The following is a 16,330-nucleotide window of genomic DNA, read 5'->3' on the forward strand; positions in this document are numbered from 1 at the left end:
TACGCTCATCCTCTTATTTGCCGCTCATAGCGTTGTGGATCATCTCCAGCCAGCCGGGAACGCCGAGCTGGAAGGACTGCAACAGCTTCATATCGAAGCCACGGAAGAAGCCGCTCAGCACGAACAGCAGGACGATGGCCACCATCATCACTTTCGTCACGCGGTTCCAGCCCGCTTCTTCCACCCCTTTACCGATCAGGATGCCGAGTACCAGGCCCGGAACGGCGTTACCCATAATCAGCTGCGCCAGGCCGCCGAAAATGGTGGCCCAGAAGCCCGATTTTTTACCGGCATCGATCGCGGCCAGCCAGAAGATCACCGGCATCACGGTGTTCACCAGCAGGTTGGCCGCCGGTACCAGCACTTTGACCGCCGTCACCTGCAATGCAGCAGGCACCGCAGACGCGGTAGAGTTGAGGAACGCCACCACGATCATGCCGATGATGCCGCAGGCAATCGCCATCTTCTTCGGATTGTGCAGGGTGTCGGCTACGTTACGGTTTTTCACCATCAGTGCCGCCGCGCCCCAGTTCGGGATAATGCGATGGTCAACGTCCTGGGTGAAGGAACCGGCCGCCACCGAGGAAGCCCAGGCGTTAAAGAAGAAGCCGAGACCGAAAGAGAAGTGAGAGGCCGGATCGCCCTCACAGGAATTCAGTTCACCCAGTGTGCGAAATGCGCCCATGCCCTGTGTGGTCGGGGCGTGGAACATACGTGCGGCTCCGGCACCGACCCCAACGCCGACCAGGCCGCCAATAATCAACGACTTAAATAAAATGATTAAAAACATTAGTTTTTCCTTTGGATTTATATCCCAACGTTTTTATTAGAGAGTGGTGAAATCCACCTTGTCGGTATCGACCACTGCAACGTTCACCGTGATCTCCAGCTCCACGCTGTACAGCCGCCGTTCACGTGCCAGAAAGAAAAAGAGAAACTTTTCCGTTTTGACGCGCAGTTCAGCGCGCAGCACCTTTACGTCCACCGGCTCAATACGCAGGAGGATGCTGCTGGTAGACTTGAGCACCGTGTTCTGCACCCGGCTCAGGGCGTCGGCAAAGGCTTTCGCCTTGCTGTCGCCCCTGCCGCTGACGTTCACCGTGGTGGTGAATTGCTCTTTCATCAGCCGTGCTTCTTCTGCCACGCCTGCACCAGGCGCTCGCCCAGCTCTTCTTTATCCATAAAGCCGAAGCCGAGAACTTTGGCCCCTTCATTGATGGCGGTGACGCCTTCGTCAATCGAACGCATCCCGTGTTTGGCTTTATAGCCATACTTGTTCTGGGCAGTAATCGCCCCCGCACCGCCGCTGCCGCAGAAAGAGATGCCGAAGCTGGCATTTTCTGCGTTCATCACATCACCCAGCTTCATATCCGCTGCGACGCCGGGTACGACGATCGCCTTACCACCGGCTTTTTCGATGCCTGCTGCGACTTTCTGGCCTTTGCCCAGGCGGTCGCCGATTACTACGATGATTTGAGACATGGTGTATTCCTTTTTTGTGTTCGCAGGGGTCGGGTATGCCCGACCCGGTTTTATGAGTTCTCTTTCGCCACTTCGAAATGGACGGATAACAGCCAGGCCTCTTCTTCCGGCAGATTGCCAAATAAGTCGACCACCTGCTGTGCCAGCGCCATCGACTGTGGCGATATATCTTCAAACAGATCGGCTTCGACTTCCGGCAGCGCTTCACCGGTCAGCGAACGCAGCGCCATTGCCCGCACGTGGGACGTTAACATTTGCTGCTGAACTGAATCAGGCTGAATATTTCTGGCGGCAAACAGCCCGGTAATTTCCCCCATCACCCGCGCGGCCAGCGTCTGAATCTTGTCATCCTGCTCTGTTGCCGCACCCGGCCCCGTTCCATTACTCACGTTCGTCCCCCCTATATTGGCAATAGCCATAAGCTATCCCCGCCGGGGTGTGCTGTGGAGAACGACTTTTTCCGCCAGCAAGCGGAAATAAACGGATGGCGCGTGGGCGAGGTCGCAAAAAACATCAGACCGTGCAGCTATCACTCTAAAATGAGAGATAAATCACGAATCAGGGATTATTTTGCGCAACTGACGCATTGAGGAAAAAAAAAGAGAGCAGGGGAACGTGGTAATAAAAGGAAAACAGAGGGAAAACTTATGAAGGTCGTAATAAGGGCCGGTAGCCAAACCGGCCCGCAGCAATTAGCGGAACTTTTTATGATTGGCGTCGCGAGTTTCAGCAAATTTCTTCGCTTCCTCCTGCGCACCTTTCAGGTCTCCGGCGTTCGCCAGCTTCAGGCTGGTGTCAATCTGACCAATCAGCGTATCCAGCCCGGCGTGATAATCCTTCACCTGTGCGCTGTCTGCCGCCTGGCCTTTCAGTTTGTCCGGCGTCTGGGTTTTGGCGTTTTCTGCCGCGGCCCGCATATCGGTTAAAGCTTTGACCATCTCCGCTTTATCGTCGGTCTTCTGAACCGTGCGATAAGCGCCTTTCAGGATGTCCATATCGCCTTCCAGGTCCTGCGCCAGCAGCGAGAAGCTGGAACACAGCAGGGTCGTGCTCAACATTGCAATCAGTAATTTACGCATCTCAGATCCTATTTTTATAAATGGGTATCATTAGGGCATGAAAAAAGGCGAAGGTTTTCACCTCCGCCTTTTCAGCATACGCGTAAATCAGTAAATTACTGCCCGGCGATTTTCATTTCTGGTAACAAAACGGATCCGCACTGAATATTGCTGCGAGTTTCGATATCGCTACCCACGCTGACCATATTGCGCCACATCTCTTTCAGGTTACCGGCAATGGTAATTTCACTGACCGGATACTGGATCACGCCATTCTCTACCCAGAAACCGGAGGCGCCACGCGAGTAGTCACCGGTGATGCCGCTGACGCCCTGCCCCATCAGCTCGGTGACCAGCAGCCCGGTACCCAGCTGTTTCAACATCGCCTCGAAGCTGTGACCCTGACCGGCAATGCGCCAGTTATGGATGCCGCCAGCATGACCGGTGCTCTGCAGGCCCAGCTTGCGGGCGGAGTAGCTGGTCAGCAGCCAGTTCTGCAATACGCCATCTTTAATGATGTCGCGGCGCTGGGTGCGAACCCCTTCGCTGTCGAAAGGCGTGGACGCCAGGCCTTTCAGCAGGTGCGGATGTTCTTCAATCGTCAGCCACTCTGGCAGAATTTGCTGCCCCAGTGAGTCGAGCAGGAAGGTGGATTTGCGGTACACGCTGCCACCGCTGATCGCGCCGACCAGATGGCCAAACAGGCCGGTCGCCACTTCAGCCGCAAACATCACCGGCGCTTTCATCGTTGACAGCTTACGCGGCGACAGGCGCGACAGCGTGCGGCGCGCGCACTCTTCACCGACCGCCTCCGGGGATTTAAGATCGTCAATGGCGCGGCCAATGGTGTAGGCATAATCGCGCTCCATATCGCCATTCTCTTCAGCAATCACACAGCTGGAGAGCGAGTGGCGGCTGGAACAGTAGCCCTGAAGCATGCCGTGGCTGTTGCCGAAGACCTTAATGCCGACGTGGCTGTTAAAGCTGCCGCCTTCGGTATTGGTGATGCGTTTGTCGGCCTTCAGTGAAGCCTGCTCGGCACGGGCGGCCAGCTCAATCGCGCGATCGGCGTCGATCTCCGCCGGGTGAAACAGATCGAGATCCGGCGCGTCAAACGCCAGCAGCTCGCGATCGGCGACGCCGGCGTAAGGATCCGGCGAGGTGTAACGGGCAATATCCACCGCTGCCTGCACGGTACGCTTAATCGCATCCGGGCTGAGGTCGGTTGAGGAGGCGCTGCCCTTGCGGTTCTGGTAATAGACGGTGATGCCCAGGGCACCATCGGAGTTGAATTCTACGTTCTCCACTTCACCATAGCGCGTACTGACGCTGATGCCGGTGGTTTTGCTGACCGCGACTTCTGCTCCGTCGCTGCTGGCGCTTGCCAGTTCGAGTGCCGTCGCTATCGCCTGTTCCAGGGTTTTACGTTGTTCTGCAACTTGGGAGAGTAATTTCATCGACCTGCCATATAATAAGTTGAGATGTTTTTGCTGTTATACCCTCAATAATTCGGGCTGCGGGAAGGCGGCAAATGAGCGAATCCCGAGACGCTTACTCACGTTAGTGATTCGGGTGAACGCATGCGGCCAACGCACCTGAAGCCTGAAGTATGACCGGTAGAAAACAGCTCTCAAGGTGATAAGGAGTGATTTGAGTCTAACAGACTCAGAGAACAATTTCGCAGTAGCCTCGTAACCTGATAGCATTAGCCTCTTTTTCAGGAGCCGTACCAATGACCAAGCAGCCCGACGACTGGCTCGATGATGTACCCGATAACGAAGAAGAAGAAGACGAAGAGATTATCTGGGTCAGTAAAAGTGAGATTAAACGTGACGCCGAAGAGCTGAAACGCCTCGGTGGTGAACTGGTGGAGCTGGGGAAAAACTCCCTGGACAAAATTCCACTGGATGAAGATCTGCGTGCCGCGATTGAACTGGCGCAGAAGATTAAGAAAGAAGGCCGCCGCCGCCAGATGCAGCTGATCGGTAAAATGCTGCGCTCGCGTGATGAAGAACCAATTCGTACCGCGCTGGACAAGCTGAAGAACCGCCACAACCAGCAGGTTGCGTTGTTCCATAAGCTGGAAGTGCTGCGTGACCGCCTGGTTGAACAGGGTGATGACGTCATCCCTGAGGTGCTGAATCTCTATCCGAATGCCGACCGTCAGCAGCTGCGTGCAATGATCCGTAACGCACAGAAAGAGAAAGCCGCCAACAAACCGCCGAAAGCCTATCGCCAGATTTTCCAGTATCTGCGCGAGTTAGCCCAGGCCTCTTGATCGGGCAGGATTAAGGGCGGACTGAAAAACAGGGTCCGCCCCTACGCAGGGGCCGACCATTTTTTCGATCGGCCCGCCCTACCTGCTACGCCAGGCGATCTAACAACTTCTGATGTATCCCACCAAATCCGCCGTTGCTCATCACCAGGATGGAATCTCCCGGCTGGGCTTTTTTGGCGATCATCTCGACCAGCGTATCAATATCGGCACTCCACTGTGCCGGCTGGATACAGGCATCGGCCACTTCGGCAACCTGCCACGGAATGTGGTGCGGCTGGAACAGGAATACTTCATCCGCGCGCGCCAGTGCCGGAGCAAGATCGTCCTTGCTGATCCCCATTTTCATGGTGTTTGAACGGGGTTCCAGCACGGCCAGAATACGCGCCGTACCGCCAACTTTACCGCGCAGTGCGGAAAGTGTCGCGAGGATGGCGGTCGGGTGATGGGCAAAGTCATCATAAACTTTGATGCCGTTGCTTTCACCGCGCAGCTCCAGACGGCGGCGGGCATTGATAAAGTCATTCAGCGCACGCCCGGCATCTTCCGGTTTCACGCCCACATGACGCGCAGCAGCAATCGCCATCATGCCGTTATGCATGTTGTGTTCGCCCACCAGCGCCCAGTTAACCTCCGCCACGCGTTCACCGTCCAGCCACACTTCCCAGTGGGAGGCATCCGCTGACAGCTTCTTCGCCTGCCAGTGGCCGTTCTCGCCAATGCTTTCCTGCTCGCTCCAGCAGCCCATCGCCATCACCTGCTTAATATTGGCGTCGTGCTCCGGCAGGATAATTTTGCCCTGCCCCGGCACGATGCGCACCAGATGATGGAACTGCTTCTGCACCGCGCGCAGATCGTCAAAAATATCGGCGTGATCAAATTCCAGATTGTTCAGGATCAGCGTACGCGGGCAGTAATGCACAAACTTGGAACGCTTGTCGAAGAATGCACAGTCATACTCGTCCGCTTCAATCACAAAGAATGAGCTTTTTCCTAAAGTTGCCGAGACGTCGAAATTGCCCGGTACGCCACCGATCACATAGCCAGGTTCATAGCCGCAGGCCTGTAAAATCCATGCTGCCATGCCCGCCGTGGTGGTTTTGCCGTGCGTTCCGGCGACGGCAATCACCCAGCGGTCACGCAGCACGAAATCGTGCAGCCACTGTGGGCCAGAGAGGTAAGGAATATTGCGTTCCAGCACCGCTTCCACACACGGGTTGCCGCGCGTCATGGCGTTGCCGATGATCACCAGGTCCGGGGCAGGATCGAGCTGTGAGGCGTCATAACCCTGAATTAAATCAATGCCCTGCTTCTCCAGCAGCGTGCTCATTGGCGGGTAGACGTTAGCGTCTGAGCCGGTAACTTCATGGCCAAGCTCGCGGGCCAGCATCGCCAGACCGCCCATGAAAGTGCCACAGATACCGAGGATATGAATACGCATAAAGGGTCCGTTGCTTAAAAAGTTCCCGCACAGTGTACCGTCCCCATCGTGCGGAAGAAACGGATTTGCCCTATGTTCTTTAGCGTTCAATCGGCTAAACTGCGTACGCATACGTTGGCAGTTTGTTAACCGGGCTGCTACTCAACCGCAGATTCAGGGATTGTGTTATGAAAACGTTAGGCGAATTTATCGTCGAGAAGCAACACGACTTTCCGCACGCAACGGGTGAACTCACCGCTTTGATCTCCGCGATCAAGCTGGGTGCCAAGATCATCCACCGCGATATCAATAAAGCTGGCCTGGTCGATATTCTGGGTGCCAGCGGCGCTGAAAATATTCAGGGCGAAGAACAGATGAAGCTCGATCTGTTTGCCAATGAAAAGCTGAAAGCGGCACTGAAAGCCCGTGGCATCGTGGCGGGTATCGCGTCTGAAGAAGAGGATGAAATTGTCATCTTTGAAGGCGTGGAAAACGGCAAGTACGTGGTGCTGATGGATCCCCTCGACGGCTCCTCCAACATTGATGTCAACGTTTCTGTCGGCACCATCTTCTCTATTTACCGCCGTATTACGCCACCAGGTACGCCGGTTACAGAAGAAGATTTCCTCCAGCCGGGCAGCCAGCAGGTCGCAGCGGGTTACGTGGTTTACGGTTCATCTACCATGCTGGTGTACACCACCGGCTGTGGCGTGCATGCCTTTACCTATGACCCGTCTCTCGGGGTGTTCTGCCTGAGCGCGGAGCGTATGACCTTCCCGGAGAAGGGTTACACCTACTCCATCAACGAAGGCAACTATATCCGCTTCCCGCAGGGTGTGAAAAAGTATCTTAAATTCTGTCAGGAAGAGGATAAAGAGACGCACCGTCCTTACACCTCCCGCTACATCGGTTCGCTGGTGGCAGACTTCCACCGCAACCTGCTGAAAGGCGGTATTTACCTCTATCCAAGCACCGCCAGCCACCCGAAAGGCAAGCTGCGCCTGCTGTATGAGTGCAATCCGATGGCGTTCCTGGCTGAACAGGCCGGCGGTAAAGCCTCGGATGGTAAAAACCGTATTCTCGACCTGGTGCCGCAAAGCCTGCACGAGCGTTCACCGTTCTTCGTCGGTAACGACCACATGGTCGATGATACCGAACGTTTCCTGCGTGAATACCCGGACAACTGATCATCACTGCATGGGGCCGCTCTTTTTTCGATCGGCCTTTTAGCGGGGCGGGCATGCCCGCCCCCTGTTGATGACGGCGACTAACGGCGCAGCCCCTGCATGTTATGCCGCGTGATGAACCTTAAACACCGCCATGGTCTGTACCAGCTGCTGGGACTGTTCTTCCAGCGACTGGGTTGCTGCTGCTGCCTGTTCGACCAGTGCCGCATTCTGCTGTGCCACTTCATCCATCTGGGCCACGGCCTGATTCACCTGTTCGATACCGCGACTCTGCTCCTGCGAGGCGCTGGAAATCTCTTTCATCAGCGTGGTTACACGCATCACTTCCATCGAAATTTCATCCATGGTTTCACCGGCTTTGGTCGCCATATCGGAGCCTTCGTTCACGCGGATCTGCGATTCACCAATCAGCGTCCGGATCTCCTTCGCCGCCGTTGCGCTGCGCTGGGCCAGGTTACGCACTTCGGTGGCAACCACCGCAAAGCCACGCCCCTGTTCACCGGCGCGCGCCGCTTCCACGGAGGCGTTCAGGGCCAGGATATTGGTCTGGAAAGCAATGCCGTCGATGACGCCGAGAATATCGCCGATGCGCTGCGAGCTGTTGGAGATCTCTGACATCTTCTCCATCACGTAGCACACCACTTCCGCCCCACGATCGGCCGTATCCGATACCGCGCTGGCCAGCAGATGCGCCTGCTGGGCGTTGTCGGCATTCTGCTTCACGGTCGCGGTGAGCTGTTCCATACTGGCCGCGGTCTGCTCCAGTGAAGCCGCAGACTCTTCGGTGCGCTGCGAAAGGTTGAGATTGCCCGAAGCCAGTTCACGGCTGCCGATGTCGATTTGCAGACTGGCATCGCGCACCCGTCCCACCGAGAGCTGAAGTGACTGCTGCATCGAACCCAGGGCCGCATTTAAACGCCCAAGCTCGTTCTCTCCGCTTTCCGGTACCGGTTGGGTCAGGTCGCCTCCGGCAACGTACTCCAGATGACGGATGGCGCTATCCAGCGGTTTCAGCAGCATCACACGCAGGATCATCCATGCCAGGGCCACCAGCAGCAGCGTCAGTAATCCGCTCACCACAATCAGTATGGTCATCAGGGTCTGGTTATGGGCAGCCTGAGCCATCTGCTGTTCGCTGACGTCATCGGCATACTGACCAAACGCGTCCACTGCTGACGAGAATTTCCCGGCAAGATTGGAGAGGTGTCCTTCCAGAACGGTATAGTAATCATCAGCCTGCTGTTTTTGCAGGGCGTCCATCATCGGCCGGATACCGTTCGCCAGATAGTCCTGATGGGTTTTTACAACGGCTTCCGCCAGGATTCTGCCGTGCTCGGTGACGGTTCCGGCATCAACGAATCGTTTCAGCTCACTTTCGGATAAAACCACGTAACTGGCTGAACGCGTGGCAATTTTTGCGGCCTCATCGGGCAGCCCAACCTCCAGTTTGCGTATTGCCAGCGCAGCCGTGGCGCGCGCGCGCAACAGATTGCCGTTGCTCATATACAGCGCATTCAACTCAATGCCCTGGATGCGGTTAATCACATCCAGAGATCGATTTCCTTTCTGTATAGCGATAATGCCCATCACGCTGACCACCAGCAACAGCATGGTCATCAGGGCGAGTAACGCCAGTAAACCCGAACGTATTGAGATTCTTTTCAGCATGATCATTTCCCGATAGTGTGATGTCTGGCCATTCCTGGTATCTAAAACGACAAAGTTATCGGCAATATCATTCTGTAACTTTAACCATAACGTGGCTTAAATTGATCCAGAGCAGAAAACCATTAAGCGGCTGTTAAGGACTTTGCCATCGGAAAACCGTGGATGAAGCCCCGCAGAGGCAAGACGCTGAAGACAGCGTAACCGGCGGAAAATCAGGGCCGCTCAAAAACAGAAACCGGGCTAATCACCAGAGATAAATCAAATCATCCGGTTAACCCTGCCAGTACGGGCAATCCCCTGGTGTATCCCCCGGCACGGAGCAATCTGAAAGGCGGAAAAAGGGAGGGTACTTTGAAGATGACCCGGCTATAATACCCGACACTCAACCTAAGATGATTGAAGGAATTCATAATGAGCTTGAACCTGGTACCAGCGGGTAAAGACCTGCCAGACGATATCTATGTCGTTATCGAGATCCCGGCAAACGCCTCTCCGATCAAATACGAAGTCGACAAAGACACTGGCGCACTGTTCGTTGACCGCTTTATGGCGACAGCGATGTTCTATCCGTGCAACTACGGCTACATCAACCACACCCTGTCCCTGGATGGCGACCCGGTTGACGTACTGGTGCCAACCCCATATCCGTTACAGCCGGGTTCAGTGATCCGCTGCCGTCCGGTTGGCGTGCTGAAAATGACCGACGAATCGGGCGAAGATGCCAAAGTTGTTGCGGTTCCACACAGCAAACTGAGCAAAGAGTACGAGCACATCCAGGATGTGAACGACCTGCCAGAACTGCTGCGCGGCCAGATCACCCACTTCTTCGAGCAGTATAAAGCGCTGGAAAAAGGCAAATGGGTTAAGGTTGACGGCTGGGAAGGTGTTGAAGCGGCGAAAGCAGAAATCGTCTCTTCCTTCGAGCGTGCTGCGAAGAAATAAACCGGTTTAACGGTGCCACGGCGGCCGGTTGAAGAACAGAATCGGCCCCTGTGAAAGCCCGAAAAAAAACACCGCTCACTGAGCGGTGTTTTTTATTGGGGGTTATTGCGCATTGCGCAGCAGCCAGTCGCCGCTGTCGATGCGCTCCCGGTTCGCCACTGAACGCTGATACACGTACAGCCAGGCGCTACCGTAAGGGGTCTGTACCAGCTCGCGCTTGTACTCGCCGCCTTTGGTTCTGAGCGCATCCAGTTCGCCCAGCGTTGAAGCATCGATTCGGTACACCTCGCAGTGCACCCGGCCCTCACCCGCAACCACTCCCGGATAATGACCCAGACTGTACAGCGCGTAACCGTCGATCTGATGATCGCCCAGCCACTGACCGTTGGTCATCCAGTGGCTGTTACCTTGTTTACGACGCAGGCTACCATAGACAATTATTCGCATTGCTAGAACTCAAACTGATAGAGCACATCCAGTGCCTGGTCGATACCAGACACGGCTTCCAAATAGAGTTTGGGCATCAGGCGGTAACGTAGCGTTAACGTCGCCAGTGAATCAAATATGCCAACACCGTATTTTACCTGTAGACCCGGCAGTACATAGCCGCTGACCTGCACCTGCTGGCTTTCGCCAACCCCTGCAGTATCCAGCGCCAGGTTACTGACACCAAAAGTCTCCCCGATTTTACCCACAACCTGACCACTTTGTGCAACCCCCAATCCTACCAGGGCTGAAGTTAATGCATCACTGTCGCTGCCGGTGGCCCCTAATCCCTGCCCGCGCAGCAGATAAGAGAGCGCCTCCTGCTGGGATTTGGCCGGGTCAGAGAATATCTCCACCTTCGGTTCATCGGCCAGCCCGGTCACGCGCACCCCGGCGGTCACGTCATCTTCGGTTGCCTCCGGGTTACGAATCGCTTCGATATTCACATAAGGCTGGTCTGGCGGGCCGGAGAATTGCAGCTCGCCTTTGCGCACAATCAGGTCCTGGCCGTAGGCATGGAAACGCCCGGACGGGATGTTGATCTGACCATTCAGCCCCAGACCGCGTTTATCCTGCACCAGTTTCAGATCGCCATTCAGTTTGGCTTTCAGACCGAAAGCGCTCAGGCGCACGTTGTCACCGACGTGGATAATCAGGTTGCTGTTGATCGGAATACCACTGGTTTTTGGTGCAATCGGCTTCAGGTCTTTATCCAGCAGAACTTCGTCAGAAGAGACGCCGACCGCGCTTTCCGGCACTTCCTGCACCGTAATACGTGCCCACGGAATATCGACTCGTCCGTCAAGATTGAACAGCTCAGGCGTGGCTTCGAACACCAGGTCCGGCGAGACGTCCATGCGCACCATCGGCGGCACCGTCACGCGGACCTTGTCGCCCTTCGCGGCAATGCGCGCACGCCAGGCATCAAGCTGGTTCCAGTCGGCATCCCCGTTCAGGGCAATCTGGCCCTGTGAGGTCTTGATGACCCCCTCCAGGGTTGAGCTCATCCCGTTGAAGACCATGCTCAGATCGGCAGCGGTAAGGTCAACCGGCATAAAGCTGCCGTCCACGTCCACGTTACGTAACCCAAGCTGGCCGAAGACCTGCGGTTTCTGCAGATCGCCGCCCAGACGCAGACTGCTGTTCAGCATTCCGGTGATTTTCTCGCCTTTCATCAGCGCCGGATTCAGCATCGCCAGCGACAGGCTGGTAATATTGACATTACCGGACAGCGTGCGCCGCCCCTCAGGGTCGGCAATCTGCACATTGCCATCGAGCTGGCCGTTACCCGCAATACGGATCAGCCAGTCGAGCTGCGCCCGGCCGTTCTTCAGCGCGGCGTTCAGGTTTAGCGTGCTGAAAGCAACAGGCAGCGTGTTGCCCTGTACATCCTGCTCCACCTTCACGCCGTTACCTTTCAGCGCAACGCGTCCCGTCGGCAGCGCCCCGTCGGCAGTCCAGGTAACATCGGCATCGCCGCTGAATATGCCGCTAAGCTTTGTGGCCTCCGGCATAAACGGCTTAATCATTGCCAGATTGAAGCGGCTGAGCACCACGCGCGCATGGCCGGCTGGCCCGGCGTCAATCGTCTGCGGTACGCACAGTTCAGCATTCGGGTTCTGCCAGCAGTGCGGCCCGATGCTCACTGTCTGCTTCGCATTGAGGTAATCCAGCGCGATGGCACGGGTGAGGCGCCACTCGCCCACAGGCGTATCAAAGCGGGTATTGTTCAGGTTGCCCTGCCAGCGCTGCGCGGCGCGGTCAAAGCTGCCATTGAGCGCCAGCTGACCGGAAACCGGCTCGCCCTGGATATTCAGCTTCATCTGATGCTGTTTTTCCGTGCCGCTGGCATCCAGCGTCAGCAGGTTAACCGCCAGCGCATCCTGCTTCAGCTGCTCTACGCGCAGATTGAGTTTGCCCTGAATCTGTTCGCCCGAGCTGACGTCGCCATCCAGTTTAATGCGGCCAATGCGCATCGCCTGCCAGCGCAGACCGGTGGCCGTCAGGTCGGCCAGCAGCTGCGGCGTGGTCAGGTCGCCACGGGCGCGGAGGGTGCCTTTTGCCACGCCACCGAGGCCCGGCAGGGCGTTGTCCAGATAGCGGGCATCGATATCCGCATCCAGATTCAACTTATCGCCCAGTGAACCTTTCACATCAACGTTGTTGCGCCCCAGCACCAGCCTGATGCCGGGAATATTCCACTGGTTATAGCTGTTGCCGTACAGCGAACCATCGGCGCTGACCGCGTTATTACGCACGTTACCTTTGAGCTTCAGCTCCGGTACGCGCATCTGCCAGCTACCGCCGTACAGGCTGCCGCGCGTGGTGATTTTCCCCTCCAGCTTCGCCGGCCAGTCCGGGTACTGTTTCGCGGTGTTGATACCGGACAGCGTCAGTTCGCTACGCCAGCTTATCGCCTTGCTCCAGTCCACCAGCGCCGTCAGGTCGGCGTTGCCCTGCAGGGCCGCCAGCCGCAGTTTATCCAGCGCGAACTGTTCAACATTGCCTTTACCGTCCAGCGTCAGAGTGGCCGGCGGCACCTCCTGCCCTTTCAGCGCCGTCTTCAGCGACATCACATAGTCGGTCGCTTTGCCTTTAAAGCTGAAGTTGAGGTTATCGGCCTGATACTGTGCCTGGCCATCCAGCGGCCAGCGCAGCTGCGGGCTGGTCAGCGTCATATTGAGCGGCAGGCCAGCCTCGGCCAGCTGCGTGTCGGCATCCAGCTGTGCGCGCACCGGGCCGGAGAGATTCAGGCCCAGGGTCAGCGAGTCGCGCAGGCCACCGCCCAGCGTCATTTTGATCTTCTCACCTTTGATCGGATCAACATTGATCTGGCTGTAGAGCGTAAAGCTGACCGGCCAGTTACCGCTGAGTGTCGCCTGCCCCTGAGCGTTGAGCTGCCCCTGGGGCGAGTCGACCTCCAGCGTCTGCAGCTGGAGCTGGTTATTTTCCGTTTTCGCTTTCACCAGCAGGCGCTGCACGGCGATATCGGTATCGCCCGTGATGCGCAGCTGTTCACCGAGGATCTGCTGCACGTCAACGTCCAGCGGCAGGGTGAAGGCCGGCAGGTCCGGCAGCAGCGGTTTCGCAAACATTGCCTTCAGCGTCTCGCCCAGCGGCGGTTCTGCGGCAGCAGGCTGCTGAATTTTCGGCTGGACGATCTGCTCATCGGCGACTTTCGCCGCCTTCGGCAGCGCAATCAGCAGACCCTGAATGTGGGTCGGGGTCAGCGTCATCGCGCGCCCCTGCCAGTGCATCCCACTGGTGAAATCCGCCAGGGAAATGGCGGTATCATCGATTTTCACATTGATGTTGTGCAGCGCCAGCTTGCTCAGGGTGAGCGGATACGGCGTGCTGATGTCACCGCCGCTGCTCTCTTCCTCTACCGGCGGGTTAGCCGGTGGCGGCATCTTTTTACTGTCCACCACCACGTTAACGTCTTTCAGCGAGAGGTCGTTAACGCAGAAGGCGCTCTGCTTCAGGCAGCCGAGCCGCACTGCCAGGTGGAACTCTCCGGCATTCACCGTCACACCCGGCATCTCATACTTCACCCCGCTCAGGGTCAGGTCACGCCAGCCGCCCTTCACTTCGCGGATATCCAGCCCCGGCACCCAGCGCGCTGCGCCATTCAGCACCAGATGCAGGCCGGTGGTGGTACCAATAAGAAAGGCGATGCCGCCCAGCAGCAGCACGACAAAAATCAGAATGCCCGTCAGGCCCTTTTTCCACCACTTCATAGTTCAGGCCCTAGTCCAATGTAAAACTGAATATCGCGATGATCCTGATCGCCAATCGCCCTGGCAATATCGACTTTGATCGGCCCGACCGGCGACTGCCAGCGCACGCCGAAGCCGGCACCAGTCTTAACGTTGCTCTGTTTAATGTCGTTGACCGCTTCACCCGAATCAATGAACGCCGCCCCCCACCATTTGCCGGTGACGTTGTACTGATACTCCAGCGAGCCGGTCGCCAGCTTGGAGGCCCCGGTCAGTTTGCCTTCGTCATCACGCGGTGAGATACCTTTGTATTTGTAGCCGCGAATACTGCGATCGCCCCCGGCGAAGAAGCGCAGGTCCGGCGGGACTTTTTGGAAGTCATTGGTTTCGATCCACCCCAGGTTGCCGCGCACCACAAAGCGGTGTTTATCCGCCAGCGTACGGATCCAGACGTTCTGTGCCTGGATCACGGCGAAGTCGATATCAGACCCCCAGGTGGTGTCAGAGACATCCAGCGAGTAGCGCTGCGAGTCGCCCCAGGTCGGCATCAGCCCGCCGCGTGAACGGGTGCGGTTAACGCTGACGCCGGGATAAATCAGCATCGTGGTATTGGTCACCGTCCCCTGAGTAAAGTGGTCGAGGCTCCAGCGTAGATTGATCGCCCGCTGCCAGCCGCTGGAACTGTCCCAGTAGCGCGAAGCCGCCAGCGTCGTGGAATCGGCCTTGGTATCGTTGAGGTCGGTGCGTTTCAGCCCGCCCTGCAGCAGGTAATATTGCTCCAGCGGACTTTTAAGCAGCGGCATTTTATAGCTGAAATCTAACTGCTGTTCCGGGGCAGAGATATTGGCGCTGGTGCTGAAGCTGTGGCCGCGATCGTTGACCCACGGTTTTTTCCACGTGGCTTTGACGCGCGGGCCGACGTCCGTCGAGTAACCGACGCCGGTTTCAATGGTGTTCTCGGTGCGCGGCGAAACAACGCCGTGCAGCGGCAGCACCTTGCTGTCACGTGCTTTATCAAATTCCGGCGCGACCACCACCGAATTAAACCAGCCGGTGGCTGACAGGCGGCGGTTCAGCTCTGCCAGGTCACGCGAGTCGTACTCGTCGCCTTTTTTAAACGGCACCAGGTTTTGCAGATAATCCTCGCGGATCTGCGAACCTGAAAAGCTGACATCGCCAAAGCGATAACGCTGGCCGCTGTCATAGTCGAGGTCCCAGAAGGCTTCACGCCGCTCTACCGACACGCCAAGCTGGCTTTTGCGATAGTCACCGTCAAAGTAGCCTTTGCGCAGCGCCATATTGCTCAGGGAGCTTTTGAATTTATCGTAGTCGCTGTGGTTAAGCACGGTCCCCAGTTTGGGTTTCCCGTTGCGCACCAGTGCCTGGTAATCTTTATCGGTGCGGGCACCGCCGCGCAGGATCACGGTTTCACCGGCGATTTTCACCGGCTGACCAGGGGTCACCTTCGCCAGCAGAACCTGACGCTTTCCGCCCGCAGGCGGCGGCTGCAGTTCGAACTCGATTTGCGGTTCGTAATAGCCCAGCGCCTTCAGCCCCTCTTTCACCGCATCGCTGACGCGCGAGCGAAAGCGGCCGTCGGCGGTCACTTCATCACTGGTGATAGTGGATAAACGCGCCCTGACGTTCTTCTGTAACTCCCCCGATAAACCCGTTACCTGCAAACGAACGTTCGCAGCCTGAGCGACAGGCGCGACGATCAGCAGACAAGACATGCAGTACACATGAATTCGTGGCACGCTTACTCCCGTTTTTATTGCCAGCCCGCAATCCAACGGGCTTAATTTCATCATTTTTATCGCAATGCGTTCAGCGGCGGATCCCTGTAGCCTGCCATAAGGCTCTTCTCATGACCCGATCATTCTGAACATAAGGCAAATCTGGCGATTATTCTGTGCAAAGTCACCGTACGTTACAACACGGGAATGAGATTCACCGTAAAAGGAGTGTAACGTGCTATCAGTATCAGACAAGTCTCACCGGCTTTGATCTTGCGATCCGCAGGCAGAATAGATAAGTGTTTGCTGCCGCAATTGTAAGCGCTCGACGCCACAGCTATAATCCACGGCACAGGACGC

At 56.8% G+C, this 16,330-nt stretch carries 14 protein-coding genes; 3 read left to right on the forward strand and 11 right to left on the reverse strand.

Annotated elements, in window-relative coordinates; translation table 11 throughout:
• Nucleotides 1-13 precede the first annotated feature (13 nt).
• From ABEH87_RS11950 to pmbA, 6 genes are all read right to left on the reverse strand, one after another.
• Complete coding sequence (locus ABEH87_RS11950; RefSeq protein WP_346576592.1) at nt 14-790, reverse strand: DUF4311 domain-containing protein; 777 nt, start codon at nt 788-790, stop codon at nt 14-16.
• Nucleotides 791-826: 36 nt separating this feature from the next.
• Entirely contained in the window at nt 827-1,123 is a 297-nt protein-coding gene (locus ABEH87_RS11955) for a DUF4312 family protein (RefSeq protein ID WP_346576593.1), read from the reverse strand.
• Nucleotides 1,123-1,482 carry an SFCGS family glycine-rich protein gene (locus ABEH87_RS11960; RefSeq protein WP_346576594.1) on the reverse strand — a complete coding sequence of 120 codons (360 nt, stop codon included), beginning with the start codon at nt 1,480-1,482 and terminating at the stop codon, nt 1,123-1,125. The genes ABEH87_RS11955 and ABEH87_RS11960 overlap by 1 nt, the downstream gene beginning before the upstream one ends.
• A 50-nt stretch (nt 1,483-1,532) precedes the next feature.
• Complete coding sequence (locus ABEH87_RS11965) at nt 1,533-1,871, reverse strand: glycine dehydrogenase (protein ID WP_346576595.1); 339 nt, start codon at nt 1,869-1,871, stop codon at nt 1,533-1,535.
• Nucleotides 1,872-2,174: 303 nt separating this feature from the next.
• Nucleotides 2,175-2,561 (reverse strand): cytochrome b562, encoded by a 387-nt coding sequence (gene cybC, locus ABEH87_RS11970; protein WP_346576596.1) that lies wholly within the window; start codon nt 2,559-2,561, stop codon nt 2,175-2,177.
• Between the two features lie 95 nt (nt 2,562-2,656).
• Complete coding sequence (pmbA, locus tag ABEH87_RS11975) at nt 2,657-3,997, reverse strand: metalloprotease PmbA (protein ID WP_346576597.1); 1,341 nt, start codon at nt 3,995-3,997, stop codon at nt 2,657-2,659.
• 275 nt (nt 3,998-4,272) lie between these two features.
• Here pmbA and yjgA point away from each other — a divergent pair, with 275 nt between their 5' ends.
• A complete protein-coding gene (gene yjgA, locus ABEH87_RS11980; protein ID WP_346576598.1) occupies nt 4,273-4,818 on the forward strand; it encodes a ribosome biogenesis factor YjgA in 546 nt (181 codons plus the stop codon).
• Nucleotides 4,819-4,903: 85 nt separating this feature from the next.
• Here the strand turns inward: yjgA and mpl are convergent, their stop codons facing one another.
• Nucleotides 4,904-6,256 (reverse strand): UDP-N-acetylmuramate:L-alanyl-gamma-D-glutamyl-meso-diaminopimelate ligase, encoded by a 1,353-nt coding sequence (mpl, locus tag ABEH87_RS11985; protein WP_346576599.1) that lies wholly within the window; start codon nt 6,254-6,256, stop codon nt 4,904-4,906.
• A 167-nt stretch (nt 6,257-6,423) separates the two neighbouring features.
• Here mpl and fbp point away from each other — a divergent pair, with 167 nt between their 5' ends.
• Entirely contained in the window at nt 6,424-7,422 is a 999-nt protein-coding gene (fbp, locus tag ABEH87_RS11990) for a class 1 fructose-bisphosphatase (RefSeq protein ID WP_346576600.1), read from the forward strand.
• A gap of 102 nt (nt 7,423-7,524) precedes the next feature.
• Here the strand turns inward: fbp and ABEH87_RS11995 are convergent, their stop codons facing one another.
• A complete protein-coding gene (locus ABEH87_RS11995; RefSeq protein ID WP_346576601.1) occupies nt 7,525-9,090 on the reverse strand; it encodes a methyl-accepting chemotaxis protein in 1,566 nt (521 codons plus the stop codon).
• Between the two features lie 411 nt (nt 9,091-9,501).
• Here ABEH87_RS11995 and ppa point away from each other — a divergent pair, with 411 nt between their 5' ends.
• The gene (ppa, locus tag ABEH87_RS12000) at nt 9,502-10,032 is read left to right on the forward strand and encodes an inorganic diphosphatase (RefSeq protein WP_062745619.1); all 531 of its coding nucleotides are present in this window, start codon (nt 9,502-9,504) and stop codon (nt 10,030-10,032) included.
• Between the two features lie 102 nt (nt 10,033-10,134).
• On the opposite strand, the gene ABEH87_RS12005 is transcribed toward ppa, so the two are convergent.
• The 3 genes from ABEH87_RS12005 to ABEH87_RS12015 are packed head-to-tail and all read right to left on the reverse strand — an operon-like array spanning nt 10,135 to nt 15,967.
• Nucleotides 10,135-10,479 carry a gamma-glutamylcyclotransferase gene (locus tag ABEH87_RS12005; RefSeq protein ID WP_346576602.1) on the reverse strand — a complete coding sequence of 115 codons (345 nt, stop codon included), beginning with the start codon at nt 10,477-10,479 and terminating at the stop codon, nt 10,135-10,137.
• Between the two features lie 2 nt (nt 10,480-10,481).
• Nucleotides 10,482-14,255 (reverse strand): translocation/assembly module TamB domain-containing protein, encoded by a 3,774-nt coding sequence (locus ABEH87_RS12010; protein ID WP_346576603.1) that lies wholly within the window; start codon nt 14,253-14,255, stop codon nt 10,482-10,484.
• On the reverse strand, nt 14,252-15,967 hold the full coding sequence (locus ABEH87_RS12015) for an autotransporter assembly complex family protein (RefSeq protein ID WP_346576699.1): 1,716 nt from the start codon (nt 15,965-15,967) through the stop codon (nt 14,252-14,254). Before ABEH87_RS12015 ends, ABEH87_RS12010 begins: the two co-directional genes overlap by 4 nt.
• Between the last annotated feature and the right edge of the window lie 363 nt (nt 15,968-16,330).

This window comes from Erwinia sp. Eh17-17, from assembly GCF_039675725.1.
Classification (GTDB): Bacteria; Pseudomonadota; Gammaproteobacteria; order Enterobacterales; family Enterobacteriaceae; genus Erwinia.